The sequence below is a fragment of the Micromonospora sp. CA-248260 genome, from assembly GCF_050942205.1.
GTDB lineage: Bacteria > Actinomycetota > Actinomycetes > Mycobacteriales > Micromonosporaceae > Micromonospora > Micromonospora antibiotica.
Window position 1 is genome coordinate 3,428,991 of sequence record NZ_CP192021.1, and the last position, 14,498, is coordinate 3,443,488.

Consider the following 14,498-nt stretch of genomic DNA (forward strand, 5'->3'; position numbering starts at 1 on the left):
GTGCTCGAGCTATCACCGCAGGTCGCCGTCCTCGTCGTCGATGCCGCCCGTACGGCCGTCACCCGCTACGCCCCGGAGGAGCTGGAGGTCTTCGACGCGGTCGCCGCCGACTGGCGGGCCGGCACCGGGCGACCCGCCCGGACGTCGGGGGCACCGGGCAGCGCCGTCGGCTTCGGCATCGACACGTCACTGGTCGGCGAGCTGTTCCTGCAGGCGGTCGCCGCCGCCACCAGCGAGGTGCTCGTCCTGGGTGCGACCGGGATCGGCACCGGGATCCTGGCCGGCTGGCGTCGCCGCCGTCGCCCGTCCGAACCGTCCCCGGGCACCGAACCGTCGTCGACCCCGCCAGCCGGGGACCGGGACGGCACGTCGGCCGACCCTCGACCGGCCGCCTGCGCGTCCGCCGCCCCGCTTCCCGGCACACCGGCACAGCAGGACCGGCTGGAGCTGACCGCCGAGCAGGCGGTCCTGCTGCGGGCGGCCTGCCGGCGGCACGCGCTCGCGCTGGGCCTGCCTCCGGAGGCGGCCGACCTGCTCGCCGATGCCACGATCGGCGCGACGGTCACCCCGGACGACCGGTGACCGGACCCGCCACCGGTCCGCCCGGTCCGGTCGACGCGGCCGGACCGGGCGCCACCCGTCCCGCCGGTGGGCCCGCCTCGGCGTCGAGCGCCGGTGGGCCCGGCCCTCGGCAACCCGTCGGGGCGGTCGGCGCGCGATCCGGTCCCGCACCGGACCGGCTGGGCTGGTGGTACCTGCTCGTGGTGGCGGCGCTCGGCGCGGTGGGCGTCGGTGCGGGAGACCTGTACTTCCTCGCCGACCGGTCGCTCAGCCTGCCCTGGGCGGTGGCGTTCGACGCCTGCGAGCGGGCGTTCGGGGCGACCACCGTCGACCCGGTGCCACCCGGGTTCACCGACTGCCTGGCCGAGCCGACCCGACAGCGGGCCCTGGTGCTGCTCGTCGCGGTCGCCGTCGTGCTGGGCTGCGCGGCGGTGCTGCTGGTGGCGGTGCCGGCGGTCGACCTGTGGCGGCTACGTCGGCGCCGGCGTTTCACCGTCGGCGCGGCGGCGCAGCGGTTCGCGGTGCTCTGCGCCGCCGAGGGACTGACCGGCCGGGATCGACCGCGCCTGCTGATCGCCGGTCCACCGGTGCGGCAGGCGTTCACCGTGGGGGTCGTCGGTCGACGGCCGATCGTCGTCCTCCCGGTCGGGCTCGCCCTGGCCCACCGGGACCCGCGACGGTTCGACCCGGTGGTGCGCCACGAGCTGGCCCACGTCCGGGCCCGGGACGTGGTGTGGGTGGCCGCCGTCCGCGCCCTGGTCTGGTTGCCCCTGCCGGCCGTCGCCGTCGGTGGGCTGCTGGAGGTCGGCGTGTTCGGACCGAACCGGACCGTCGCCGGGGCGTTCCTGCGGGCCGGGCTGCTGGCCACCCTGGTCGCGGTGCTGTCGGCGGCGTTGCTGCGGGCGCGTGAACGGGCGGCGGACCGGCAGGCGGCCCGGGACGACCAGGCCGGGGCACTGACCGCCCTGCTGCGCGCCGACGGCGCACGGGCGCGCGCCGACGGCGGCGGACGGGTGCGCGGCGGGCCGGCGCGGGCAGCGCTGCGGACGGTGTTCGCCCGGCACCCGACTCCTGAGCAACGGATCAGGTCGCTGCGGGAGTCGTCGGACCGGCGCGGCGGTGAGGTCACCCAGGGGATGGCGGTCGGCGCGGTGACGGTGGTGAGCATGGCCGCCGTCCACGAACTCGTCGCGAACGCGCACTACCCGGCGCTGGGCTGGCTGCCCCGGCTGGTCGACGTCTGGGTCGCCGCCGTGCTGCTCGTCGGCGGGCTGTTTCCGTCGCTGCTGCGGCGGGCGACCACCGCCCACCGGTCCGCGACCGCGCCCGGCTGGTGGCGTCCGGTCGCCGGTACGGGCCTGGGTCTGTTCGGCGCGACCCTGGTCGTCGCCGTGCTGCCACTGCCCGGCAGCGCGGGACTCTTCCTCGCCGAAGGGGCGGTCGCCGGTCTGGTCTTCGCCGCGGTGACCGGCGTGCTCGGCGCGGGCGCGGTGGCGCTCTGCGTGCTCGTCGCGTCGGCGCTGGCCGACCTGGCCCGACCTCGCACCGGCAGCTGGCGGTACGCCGGGCACGCCACCGCCCTCGCGGTGACGGTCGCGGTGCTCTGGCCGGTGCCGGGGCTGCCACCGCTCTGGTCCGACCCGGAGCTGGTGCGGATCTGGCTGGCCTACGACCTGCCCGACACCGGTTGGCTGCTGCTCGCCCTCGGGCTGCCGGTACTGCTGGGCGTGCGCTTCCTGGTGACCGCCCGACGCGCCGACCGGCACCACGGCGGCTCCCTGGCCCGCCGGATGGTCGACTCGACCCGGGTCCGGGTGGTCGCGGTGGCCGTGCTGGTCGGCGCCGGTGGTGCGGTCGGGCAGCTGCGGTTCGCCCCGCCGGGCACCCTCGACGAGGCGGTCGGCGACGCACAGGCCCGTGGGCTGCTCACCGGGCTCGTCGGCGTCGTCGTCCTGGTGATCACCGCAGCCGGGTCCGACCCCGGTCCGACGAGCGACCCCGGTCCCGCGTCCCCGTCGGACCCCGGGGCCGGTCATTCACCCGCCCCGGGCCGTCGGGGCGGGGTCGCGGACCGGCTCGGTGGGGCGTTGCTCGCCGCGACCGCGGCGACCCTCGGGTCGGCGCTGGTGCAGTACCTGGACGCGGTCCTGGCCGGGCGGTCCGCCGACGGGTCGGCGTTGCGGCTGACCGTGGGCAACCCGCTGGTCTGGCTGCTGTATCTGGCGGCCCTCGTCGTGCCGGTGCTGCTGCCCCGGGCCGTACCCCGCCGGATGGTGCTGCCGACCCGGCTGGTGCTGCCGGCGGCGGTGTCGATCGTGCTGACGGTGACCGTGCTGGTGCTCGGGCCGGGGGTGCCCGGCGTCCGGGTCCCGGTGCCGACGGCCGGCACCTCGTCCGCCTCCCGCGCAGCCCCTGACGCGCCGACCCCGTCGGCACGGGTGGTCCCCGACCCGCCGCCCGCTGCCGGGCGACGACTCACCGCTGCCGAGGCGCGGGTCGCCGTCGATGCCGTCCGGTCGGCGCTACCGACGTCTTGGGAGTCCCGACCGGTCACCGCCGCCGGCAACGATCGGATCGAGCCTACCGAGTGTGTCCCGCTGGCCCGCGACAGCTACCTCGACCGGCTCAGACCGGGGGAGCGGGCCCGGGCGGCGGCGCGGTACGCCACCCCACGCGGCAGACTCGGCATCGCCTCGACCACGGTGGAGGTCGGTGTCACCTCGTACGTCGGGCCGGTGGGCGGGGGCGTGTTCGCCGCCGCCGAGACCGCCCGGGCCGCCTGTCGGCGGTTCGTCAGCGGTGGCGTGCGGTTCACCGTCGGGGGCCGTCCCGCCCCGGCCCTGGGTGAGCAGTCCTGGCGGGTCGACTATGCGCTGGCCGTCGGTAGCGGGCGGAGCCGGATCACCGGTGCGACGGCATTCGTCCTGGTGCGGGTGGGACACAACCTGGTCGCCGTGTCCATGGTCGTGACGGCACAGCCGTTGGACGAGCGGCTGCTCACCGCTGTGGTGACCACCGTGGTCGGTGCACTCGGTCCGCCCTGACCGTCCACGACCCACACCGGGCGGCCGATCGGACGGCGTCCCGCCCGACGCGGAACCGTCTGCCACTTTACTGTTAACAAACTTTAAATTACCGTGGGGGCAGTCACCGGGTTCGATCCGAGCGGCGCGTCGTAGGGCCATCCGGCGCCCGCCGTCGACCGCACGTCCCGCCCCGAGGAGGGTCCCCATGCGTCGAACCGTCACCGTCCCCCTGCTGGCGACGGGTGCCGTCGTCACCTCCCTGGGTCTCGCCGCGCCCGCCCAGGCCCACGGCTACGTCTCCGCCCCGCCCAGCCGCCAGGCCCTCTGCGCCCAGGGGAAAGTGCCCGACTGCGGTCAGATCCGGTACGAGCCGCAGAGCGTCGAGGGCCGCAAGGGGCTGCGCAGTTGCAGCGCCGGGATCACCGGGTTCGCCGTCCTCGACGACGACAACCGGGGCTGGCCGGCCACCCCGGTCGGCAGCACACTCACCTTCACCTGGGTGAACACCGCCCGGCACGCCACCAGCAACTGGGAGTACTTCGTCGGCGACACCCGGGTCGGTGTCGTCGACGGCGGCGGCCGGCAACCCGAGGCCACCGTCTCGCACACCGTCAACCTGGGCGGCCTCACCGGCCGGCAGAAGATCCTCGCCGTCTGGAACATCGCCGACACCGCCAACGCCTTCTACTCCTGTGTGGACGTGCAACTCGGCGGCGGTGGCCCGACCCCCACCCCGACCCGTACCCCGACTCCCACCCCCACCCCCACCCGTACGGTCACCCCGCCCCCGACCACTCCCGGGCCCTCGCCGACCGCCGGCGGCACTTGGACGGCCGGCCGCAGCTACCAGGTCGGCGACCTCGTCACCTACCAGGGGGCGAGCTACCGGTGCCGGCAGGCGCACACCGCGCTCCCGGGCTGGGAGCCGCCGTACGTGCCCGCCCTGTGGACCCGGGTCTGACCGGCGTCGACCGTGCCCGTCCACCGAATCCGGGCCGTGCCCGTACCCCGGCAGGCGGATGGCGTAGCGCCACCGTCCACCATCGACCGCACCCGGTCCGACCGCCACCGTCCCGGCCTGCGCCGGCTGGGTGTGGTGGTCGGCGCGGTCGTGCTGCTCACCGGGTGCGCGCCCGCCGTGTCCCCGGCCACCCCGGGGCCGCCCCCGTCGAGCGGGTCCGGCCCGCCGCCCGTGATCGGCGGATCCGACCTGGTGTTCCTGCACACCATGACGGCCCACCAGGAGCGCACGCTGGTCATCGTCCGGGTCGCGCCGCAGCGGATCCGCCACCCGCGACTGCGTACCCTGGTCGCCGCCATAGACGCGACCGAGACCGACGAGGTCGCCCAGGCCCGCGAGTGGCTGCGCGCCGCCGGGGCGGAGCCCGGCGGGCACCGGCACGAGCATCCCGCCCCGGGGGGCGCACCCGACCCGGTGTCCCGGCTGCGGGACACCCCCGTCACCGGGTACGACGCCGCCCTGGTGGCGGTGCTGGTGGTGCAGCAACGGCAGGCGGCCGGGCTGGCCCGGGCCCACCGGGCGTCGGCGGTCTCCCCGATCGTGCGCGACCTGGCCCGGCGCATCGACGAGTCCCGTACCGCGCAGGTCCGGCTGCTCACCGAGCTGCCGGTGGCCCGGGTCGCGCCCTGACCGGGCGGGCAGCTGTCGGCGGACGACCGGCCCCGCCAGCCGACGTCAGCAGTACGGTGGGGTGCCGGAGCCATAGCGCAAGCGGCTGAAATAACCACCCGTACGGTCAGCGGGTGGGAGTCGTTCGGCCACCCCGACGGAATCGATGTTCCTCGTCTTCCTTGGTCCCCGGTATAGTCCCGTCAATCCTCATTGGAGTGTCGCAGGGAAAGCACGTGATCTGCGTGATGGCAGCTGGGCTGGAGAACGCGGTGGCCGGCCCACCATTCGTCGGGCGGCACCCGGAGATCGCGCGTCTGCGCGCCGCGCACGTCGACCGCGTACGCACCGCGACGCAGGTGGTCTGCGAGGTGGTGGGCGACCCCGGCATCGGCAAGACCCGCTTCGTGCACGCGGCGTTGGACCGCTGCGCCCCGGCCCTGCCCCTCGTCGTCGGCACCGGCGCGGAGGCCGAACAGGGCATCCCGTTCCACGTCTTCCGGCACGCCTTCGGCACCGCCCGGCCACCCCGGGCCGACCCACGGCGACCTCCCACCGGTGGGGCCGAACCCGACGGCGCGCTGCTGCCCCGCTTCGCCGGCCCGGTCGACGTGCGGCTGTTCCGCACCTATCAACTGGCCCGCCGGCTGCTCGCCCTGGCCGCCCGGGACGGGCTTACCCTCGTCCTGGACGACCTGCACTGGGCCGACACCGCCTCCATCGGGCTCGTCACCCACCTGCTGCGTTACCCGGTGCCCGCGCCGCTGCTGCTGATCCTGGCCTACCGGCCCCGGCAGATGGCCACCGCGATGCCGTTCGGCCCACCGGCCACCGGCGTCCCGGCGGGTCGGTGCCGGGAACGCATCGAGCTGGAGCCGCTCAGCCTCGCCGAGACCGTCGAACTCTACCCGGACGACGACCCGGATGAGCTGGACGAACGCCACGAGTGGGCCGCCGGTGTCCCCGGCTACCTCACCGCACTGGCCGGCGTCGTGCCGACCGGTGACCGTGACGCCCCGTCGACCGGCCCGCCCCGGCTCACCGACCGGGCGGTGGCCACCCTGCGTGCCGAGTGGGCCGGCCTGCCCCCGGCCGACACGGCGTGCCTACGCGCCGCCGCAGTGCTGGACACGCCGTGCGCGGTGGAACTGCTCGCCGAGGTGGCCGGCCTGCCCCCACCGCTGGTCAACGAGTCCGCGTGGCGCCTGGTCCGCCGCGACCTGTTGCGGGTCGTCCCGGCGACCTCGCGGTTCACCTTCCGACATCCGCTGCTGCGCTCGGCGGTCCGTCAGGACACCGACCCGGCCTGGCGGGCCGAGGCCCACCACCGAGCGCTGACCGCGTTGCTCGCCGGGGACGCGCCTCCGGCGGAACGGGTGGCGCAGGCCGAACAGCTGCTCGGCCTGCCCCACGACCGGCCGGTCGAACCGTACGTCGAGGTGCTCTGCCGGGCCGCGAGGGAGATCCGCCGCGAGGCCCCGGAACTGGCCGTCCGTTGGCTGCGGGCGGCGTTGCGCGCGTTACGCCCACCGGCCGGTTCCCCCGACAGCCGGCACGACGTCACCCTGCTGTTGGCCCGGATCACCGGGGAGGCGGGCGACCTCGCCGAGAGCCGGACGTTGCTGCGGGAGGTCGTCCCGGAGCTGCCCGCCGACCCGGCGGGTCGGCGGGCAGCCGCCGTCGCCCAGTGGGTGCGGGTGGAACGGCTGTTGGGCAACTACGCGGAGGCCGCCGCGATCAGCCGCCGGGAGCTGATCAGGATGCCGACGCCGAGCGCCGGGGCGTACCAGCTCGCCACCGAACTCGGTGCCGTCGGCATCCTGTCCGGCCACCCCGCGCCGGTGCCCGGCGGCGCACCCGACGGAGACGCCAGCGGCATCGACCGGGCCGGTCTGCTCGCGGTACGGGTACTCGCCGCCGCCCACGACGGTGACGTCGCCATCGCCCGGGACCTGCTCGCCACCGCGACGCCGATCGTCGACGCGCTGCCCGACCGGGACCTGCGCGACCACCCCGACTGTCTGCTGGCCCTGGGCCTGGCCGAGCTGTTCCTGGAACGCCCCGCCGACGCCAGCCGGCACCTGGACCGCGGCATCGCCCTGGTCCGTGACGCCCACCGCGACGACGGCCTGTGCCAACTGCTGCTCGGCCGCAGCCAGGTGGCCTACCACCGGGGGCAGCTCGGCACGGTGATCGCGCTGGCCACCGAAGCCGGGACCGTCGCCCGCCGGATCGGCAGCCGTTCCCTGCTCAGCTTCGCCCTCGCGTTCGAGGCGCAGGGCACCGCCTGGCGGGGCGGCCCCCGCGACGACGAACGCGCGGTGGCGCTGGCCCGCGGCGCGGTGGAGTACGCCAGTGACCTGGACAGCTGGTCCGGGCGCACCGCGGCGACCGCGTTGGCCACCGCGACCCTGCTCGCCGGTGACCCGGTCACCTGCCGGGAGATGCTCACCGACGCCGGTGGGGACAGCCGACTGACCCGCCTCCAGGCATCCCTGCGTCCGATGTGGCACGAGCTGCTCTGCGCCGCGGCGCTGGCCGCCGGGGAACTGCCCGAGGCGCAGCGCCGGGCCGAGGCCGCGTTGGTGGCCGCCGACCTGATCGACCTGCCCGGGCAGCGCGCCTTCGCCGAGTCGGCGTACGGGGAGGTGCTGCTCGCCCGCGGGGAGGTGGCGGCGGCCATGCCCTACCTGCGTGCCGCGGCGGACCGGTTCCGGGCCGCCGGCATGGTGTTGCGGCACAGCCTGGCCCTGGTCTCGATCGCCCGCGCGGCGGACGTGGTGGACCAGGGCGGTCCCACCGCCGCCCGGGCCCGCCACCGGGCGTTGGAACTGGCGGCCCGGTGCGGCACCGACCGGGTCGGCCTGCGGCTGGCCCGACCGCTGCGGGCGCTCGCCGAGACCGCGCTGACCGACCGGGAGTGGCACATCGCCCGGCTGGCCACCACCGGTGTCACCAACCGGCTGATCGGCCGTCAGCTCCACATCAGCCCCCGCACCGTGGAGGCGCACCTGACCCGGATCTACCGCAAGGCGGGGGTGGAGTCCCGGTCCGGTCTGGTCGCCTGGGTGTCCCGCTTCGACGACACGGACCGCTGACCGGCCCCGCGACGCAGGAGCGGCCCACGGGTCGGTCACGACCCGGTCAGCCGTTGTCGACGGGCCGCTGCGGGCCGGGCGGATTCTCCAGCAGGTCCGCGACGTAGGCCTCCGCCTGGTCCTCCACCGCCAGCCGGAACGCCTCGGTGAGCACGTTGACCACCCCCTGGGTCAGCAGGATCGTCTCCCGGTCCACGTCGGACCACGACGGACGGTCACCGGTGCCACCCAGTTCGGGGGCGAGGGCCAACATCCGGGCGGTGACGGCCGCGACCAGTTCGTCGGCGAGGGGCCGGACGCTGTCCAGCACCTCGCTGAGCGCCTGCAACGCCGGCACCGTGCCCATCCGTACCCGGTGCAGGTCCAGCGCGGCGCGCAGCGGCCGGGGCCGCACCGTGCGGACCGTGCCGTCGGGGGCACGTCCGAGCACCCCGTGCCGGGTCAGCGCGTGGGTGAGCGCGGGCCGTTCGGTGGCCAGCCGTTGCAGCATCGCGGTCAGGCCGTCGGGTGCCTCGTCGCCGCTGCGCACGCCGAGCATCGCCTCGATGGAGACCAGGTTGAAGCCCTGCCGTTGCAGGGTCAGGATGGCCTCGAGGCGGCGGACGTGGGAGTCGTCGTAGAGCGCTACCCGACCCCGGCGCACCGGTGGGGCCAGCAGCCGGCGGGCCTGGTGGGCGCGGATGTTGCGCGCCGACATCCCCACCTTACGGGCTAGCTCCTCCACGGTGTATCCGACCGCGGTGCCGGCGGTAGCCGGCCCGGTCGTCACCCGGTCGATGGTCACGGTGGCCTCCGCAGGCGTCGGGGACGGGGTACGGCGACCTGCCGGCCGGTTGCGGCGGACGGCGGGACTTCCCGGGGCCGAGCGTATGACCGGGTAACTGCCGGGCGACAGGAGGGGAACCACTACTTGTCCCCGTCGGCGATCAACCATTATCCTCCGTGAGCGCGCGATCACTGTCCCGTATCGCCCGGTCTCTCCACTCCTGTCCCACCGGTCAGCCTGTCCCAGCGGTCAGCCGGCGCGGGCGGGCGCGGTGAACGGCAGCAGCACCCGGAACACGGTCGCCCCCGGCACGCTGTCCACCCGGATGTCGCCGTGGTGCTTGTTGACCACGATCCGGTACGAGATGTCCAACCCCAGACCGGTGCCCTCACCGACGCCCTTGGTCGTGAAGAAAGGCTCGAAGATGCGCGGCCGTACCGCCTCGGGAATGCCGGGTCCGGTGTCGGCCACCTCGACCGTCAACAGGTCGCCGGCCCGCCCGGTGCGCAGTGTCAGCACGCCCTGCGCGCCCATCGCCGACAGGGCGTTGTCGATCAGGTTCGTCCACACCTGGTTCAGCTCAGCCGCGTACGCCGGCAGGGGCGGCAGGTCCCGGTCGTAGTCGCGGACCACCCGTACCCCCGGCGGGATCTTGGCCTTGAACATCACCAGGGTGGCGTCGAGCAGGTCGTGCACGTCCACCACCTGGTGCGGGGCCCGGTCCAGCTGCGAGTACTGCTTGGCCGCGCCGACCAGGGTGGAGATCCGGGTGACCGCGTCGTCGATCTCGGCCATCAACTGCTCGGTGTCCAACGTGTACGCAAGCCACCGCACCGCCGACTCCAGGTCCTGCGGGCCGACCACCTCGCGGACCTGTTCCAGCCAGGCGACGTCCAGGCCGGCGGCGACCAGTGTCGGCGCCAGGTCCCAGCCGGCGGTGAGCCGCTGCCCGTCCAGCCAGTCGGCCAGCTCGTCCTCGGCGTCGCTGACGGCCATCGGGGACAGTTGCGGCGCGCGGGCGGCCCGCTTCACCGCCTCCTCCTGCAACTCCACCAGGGCGTGCAGCCGGCTGCCGTCGAGCCGGCCGTCGGCGATCATCGCCAGTTTGTGCCGCATCCCGGCGACCCGGTCCCGCAACGCCGAGGTGGCCCGTACGGCCGCGCCGGCCGGGTTGTTCAGCTCGTGGGTGAGCCCGGCCGACAACGAACCGAGGGCGAGCAGCCGTTCCCGCTCGCCGACGATGCTCTGGGTGTCGCGCATCCCGAAGAACAGCCCCTCCAGCAGGTGCATCGCCATCGGGAACCAGGTCCGCACCGCGTGGGCGAACGTCTCGGAGGGCAGCACCAGGAACTCGGCGTCGGTGACTGCCCGCAGGGTGTTCAGGTAGACCTGGTCGACCTGCCCGCCCAGGTACGCCTGGGTGGCCCCGCCGTACACCCCGCGCTGGTCGGTGCGGTTGACCTCCAGGTCGTCCCCGTGCACCCGCCGGCTCATCGACACGGTGCCGGACAGCAGGGTGAAGAAGCAGGTCGCCGGCTCGCCCTCGGCGTAGACGACGGTCCCGGCGGCCCGCTGCTCGACCCGACCGTGCTCGGCCAGCCAGTCGAGCTGCCCGGCGTCGAGGGCGGCGAACAGGAACAGCTCCCGCAGCTGGTCCGGGGTGAGTCGTTCGTCGGAGTCGCTCACTGTGCCTCCAGATAACGGTGTACCAGCGAGACGGCCATCGCGCCCTCACCGACCGCCGAGGCGACGCGCTTGACCGACGAGGCCCGCACGTCCCCGGCGGCGAACACCCCCGGCAGGCTCGACTCGAGGTGGTACGGGTCGCGGGCCAGGGTCCAGCCGGGTGGTCGCCGGCCGCCTGCGGTCAGGTCCGGGCCGGCGACGATGAAGCCCCGCTCGTCGCGGACCAGCACCCCGTCCAGCCACTCGGTGCGTGGTTCCGCGCCGATGAAGATGAACAGCCAGCTGGCGTCCATCTCGCGGACGTCGCCGCTGCGGGTGTCGCGCAGCCGCAGTCGTTCCAGGTGCCCGTCACCGTCGCCACCGACCACCTCGGTGTGCGGGTGCACGACGATCCGGTCGTTGCGTTCCAGCTGCTGGATCAGGTACGACGACATCGAGGCGGTCAGGTCGGCGCCCCGGATCAGCAGGTGCACCTGGCTGGCGTACCGGGAGAAGTACACCGCCGCCTGGCCGGCCGAGTTGGCCCCGCCGACGATCCACACGTCCTGGTCGACGCAGCTCGGGGCCTCGGTCGACGCCGCGCCGTAGAACACCCCCAGCCCGGTCAGGTCGGCCAGGCCGGGCGCGTCGAGCACCCGGTAGGACACCCCGGTGGCCAGCACCACCGTGTGGGCGGCGATGGTGCTGCCGTCGCCGAAGTGCAGCAGCCGGGCCGCTCCGGCGCTCTCCAGCCCCACCACCTCGCGGGTGCTGAGCAGTTCCGCGCCGAACTTCAACGCCTGCCGGCGGGCCCGGTCGGTGAGCTGGGCGCCGGAGACCCCGTCGGGGAAACCGAGGTAGTTCTCGATCCGGCTGCTCTGTCCGGCCTGGCCGCCGGTGGCCCGCCGCTCCACCAGCACGGTGCGCAGCCCTTCCGACGCCCCGTAGACGGCCGCGCCGAGTCCGGCCGGGCCGCCACCGACCACCACCAGGTCGTAGAAGTCGGCGGACGGGGCGACGGTGAGCCCGGCCACCGCCGCCAACTCCGCCTCCGTCGGGGCGATCAGCGCCTTGCCGTCCGGGGTGACCACCAGCGGTACGTCGGTGGCGTCGGCCCCGGCGGCGGCGAGCAGCCGGCCACCCTCCGGGTCGTCGGTGAGCAGCCAGCGGTAGGGCACCAGGTTGCGGGCGAGGAAGTCCCGGACCGCGAACGACGGGGCCGACCAGCGGTGCCCGACCACCCGGATCTCGTCGCTGGCCTGGTCGGGGCTGGCCGCCCAGGCCTCCAGCAGGGTGTCCACCACCGGGTAGAGCTTCTCCTCCGGCGGGTGCCACGGCTTGAGCAGGTAGTGGTCCAGGTCGACCACGTTGATCGCGTCGATCGCCGCCTCGGTGTCGGCGTACGCGGTCAGCAGCACCCGGCGGGCGGCCGGGAAGAGGTCCATCGCGGCCTCCAGGAACTGGATGCCGTTCATCTCGGGCATCCGGTAGTCGGCCAGCAGCACCGCCACCCGTTCGCCGCGCAGCTTGATCTCCCGCAGCGCCTCCAACCCGCCGGAGCCGGAGTCGGCCCGGACCACCCGGTAGCGGTCGCCGTAGCGGCGGCGGATGTCCCGGGCGACCGCCCGGGAGACGGCGGGGTCGTCGTCGATGGTGAGGATCACCGGCTGTGCCATGGTGCCCATGTAAGCACAGCGGGCGGTCCGGGCCGCCGCGCCGCCGGGGCGGTCCGGCGGTGGGTGTCCGTGGCATTATCCGTTGGCTTTCGTCGGGGCGCGGCCTATGGTGGGCCTCATGTCCCTGGCCGTTCGACTGCGCCGTCCCACCGCCACCGGTTCTCCGGTGACGGCGGTCGTGGTCGGCCGGTTCGAGGCGGTGGCGCCCGGTGCGGCACAGTCCGCCGTCGTGCCCACCCAGGGGCGGCCGAGCCCGATCCCCGCCGGGCGTGGCCCACCCGGAGAAACGCTCCTCCTCCGGATCGGCCACCAGGGCGAAGCCATTTCGGCTTCGGCCCTTTTTCTGTTTCCGTCCCTTTTTCTGCCCGTCGTTCCCCGCTTCCCGAAGCGCGGTGCCCCGAAAGGACACGCCATGAGCACCGACCTGCACCACCAGGCCGAGCAGCACCGGCTGACCATGCTCCGCCAGGCCCTCACCGATCAGTTCGCGACGCAGACGGCCCGGTTGACCGAGCTGACCGCCGACACCGGCGACCCGGCCGAGGCGCACACCCGGGGCGCGTTGATCGCGGCCACCAGGCAGAGCCTGGACCACCTGGCCGCAGCGCTGCGACGGCTGGCCGAGGGCGGCTACGGCCGCTGCGAACGCTGCGAGGCGGCGATCCCGGCGGAACGGTTGGAGGTGCTGCCGCAGGCCCGATTCTGCGTTCCCTGCCAGCAGAAGGCGCACGGCTGACCGGCCGTCCGTAGCCGGCGGTGGGGCGGGATGGGGTCGGGGACCCCATCCGCTGATTGCCCTTTCCGGTCGATGGCCTCGCCGGTGGCCGGCCTTTCTGATTGATGGCCTCGCTGGTGTCGGGCCGGCCGCCAGCGGGGCGGTCGCCCCGGCGGGCGGATTCTCCCCGGCCTCCCGGCAACGGTGTCCTGCCGGGAGGCCGGGGAAGCTCGGAACCCCGTTCCGCCCCGCCATGATGCCGGGGAACCCACCCACCGGGCCGCCGGCCCCGACGACCGCCCCATCAACCACCTAGCTACCTAGGATGCCTTACGCGAGCTGACCCCCGGCGTCACCATCGACCAGGCGCCCAATCAGGACGCCGCAGTCAGGGGAGCCGGAGCGTGGTACGAACCGGTACGGTGCTCGCCGTGACCGCAGACGATCACCGGGCGGCCGGCCCGGTCGCCGTGCTCGCCAATCCCACCGCCGGCCGGGGCCGCCATAGGGGTCTGCTGCCCCGGGTGCTCGACGGCCTCGCCACGGCCGGTCGGCCGGTGGAACTGCTCACCGCGCACACCCCGGCCGAAGCGGAGGCGGCCTGCCGCGCGGCGGTCGCCGCCGGAGCGTCCGCGCTGGTCGCGGTCGGCGGTGACGGCACCGTCCACCAGGCCCTCCAGGTGGTCGCCGGCACGGCCGTGCCGTTCGGCCCGGTGCCGGCGGGCACCGGCAACGACTTCGCCGCCGACACCGGGTTCCCGGCCGACCCGCTCGCCGCCGTCGAGGTGATCGCCGCCGCGCTGCGCGCCGGTCGCACCCACCCGGTCGACCTGGCCCGGATGTCCACCGCCGGTGGTGCCGACCGCTGGTACGGCGCGGTTCTCGCCGCCGGATTCGACGCGATCGTCAACGAGCGCGCCAACCGGATGCGCTGGCCGCGCGGCCCCCGCCGGTACGACCTGGCGATCCTGGTCGAGTTGGCCCGGTTGCGCCCGCGTCGCTACACGCTGCGCCTCGACGGCACGGAACACCACGTGGACGCCGTGCTGATCGCCGTGGGCAACTGCGCCAGCTACGGTGGTGGGATGCGGATCTGCCCCGCCGCCGACCCCACCGACGGGCTGCTGGACGTGGTGGTCGGCGGCCGGTTCGACCGGCGCACCCTGATCCGGGTCAAGCCGCGCATCTACGCCGGCACCCACGTGGCGCATCCGCTGGTGCGCAGCTACCGGGCCCGTACCGTCGAGGTGGCCGCCGAGGGCATCACCACGTACGCCGACGGCGAGCGGTCCCTGGACCTGCCGGTGCGGATCACCGCGGTGCCCGGGGCGGTGCGGCTGCTGCGCTGAGCGGCCCCTGCG

General features: G+C 74.9%; 10 protein-coding genes. 7 read left to right on the forward strand and 3 right to left on the reverse strand.

The window, feature by feature from the left end:
• The 5 genes from ACQP2H_RS15145 to ACQP2H_RS15165 all read left to right on the forward strand — a co-directional run bounded on the left by ACQP2H_RS15145 (window position 1) and on the right by ACQP2H_RS15165 (window position 8,315).
• Window positions 1-582, forward strand: a complete 582-nt coding sequence (locus ACQP2H_RS15145) for a hypothetical protein (protein ID WP_357533479.1) — start codon at window positions 1-3, stop codon at window positions 580-582.
• A complete protein-coding gene (locus tag ACQP2H_RS15150; RefSeq protein WP_357533477.1) occupies window positions 579-3,605 on the forward strand; it encodes a M56 family metallopeptidase in 3,027 nt (1,008 codons plus the stop codon). Before ACQP2H_RS15145 ends, ACQP2H_RS15150 begins: the two co-directional genes overlap by 4 nt.
• Window positions 3,606-3,792: 187 nt before the next feature.
• Complete coding sequence (locus tag ACQP2H_RS15155; protein ID WP_219461943.1) at window positions 3,793-4,548, forward strand: lytic polysaccharide monooxygenase; 756 nt, start codon at window positions 3,793-3,795, stop codon at window positions 4,546-4,548.
• Window positions 4,549-4,584: 36 nt separating this feature from the next.
• Window positions 4,585-5,238, forward strand: coding sequence for a DUF305 domain-containing protein (locus tag ACQP2H_RS15160; protein ID WP_433233262.1), 654 nt, complete (start codon window positions 4,585-4,587; stop codon window positions 5,236-5,238).
• 197 nt (window positions 5,239-5,435) lie between these two features.
• Complete coding sequence (locus tag ACQP2H_RS15165; protein WP_219461945.1) at window positions 5,436-8,315, forward strand: AAA family ATPase; 2,880 nt, start codon at window positions 5,436-5,438, stop codon at window positions 8,313-8,315.
• A gap of 46 nt (window positions 8,316-8,361) precedes the next feature.
• Here ACQP2H_RS15165 and ACQP2H_RS15170 read toward each other — a convergent pair whose 3' ends face one another.
• The 3 genes from ACQP2H_RS15170 to ACQP2H_RS15180 form a co-directional block, all read right to left on the reverse strand.
• A complete protein-coding gene (locus ACQP2H_RS15170; protein ID WP_219461946.1) occupies window positions 8,362-9,099 on the reverse strand; it encodes a MerR family transcriptional regulator in 738 nt (245 codons plus the stop codon).
• Between the two features lie 231 nt (window positions 9,100-9,330).
• On the reverse strand, window positions 9,331-10,767 hold the full coding sequence (locus ACQP2H_RS15175) for an ATP-binding protein (protein ID WP_357018565.1): 1,437 nt from the start codon (window positions 10,765-10,767) through the stop codon (window positions 9,331-9,333).
• Window positions 10,764-12,422 (reverse strand): FAD-dependent oxidoreductase, encoded by a 1,659-nt coding sequence (locus tag ACQP2H_RS15180; protein WP_363823116.1) that lies wholly within the window; start codon window positions 12,420-12,422, stop codon window positions 10,764-10,766. Before ACQP2H_RS15180 ends, ACQP2H_RS15175 begins: the two co-directional genes overlap by 4 nt.
• A gap of 412 nt (window positions 12,423-12,834) precedes the next feature.
• On the opposite strand from ACQP2H_RS15180, the gene ACQP2H_RS15185 reads away from it, so the two are divergent.
• Window positions 12,835-13,158, forward strand: coding sequence for a TraR/DksA family transcriptional regulator (locus ACQP2H_RS15185; protein WP_091240169.1), 324 nt, complete (start codon window positions 12,835-12,837; stop codon window positions 13,156-13,158).
• Window positions 13,159-13,559: 401 nt separating this feature from the next.
• Window positions 13,560-14,486: a diacylglycerol kinase family protein gene (locus ACQP2H_RS15190; protein WP_091240171.1), complete on the forward strand. Its 927-nt coding sequence runs from the start codon at window positions 13,560-13,562 to the stop codon at window positions 14,484-14,486.
• The last annotated feature ends 12 nt before the right edge of the window (window positions 14,487-14,498 follow it).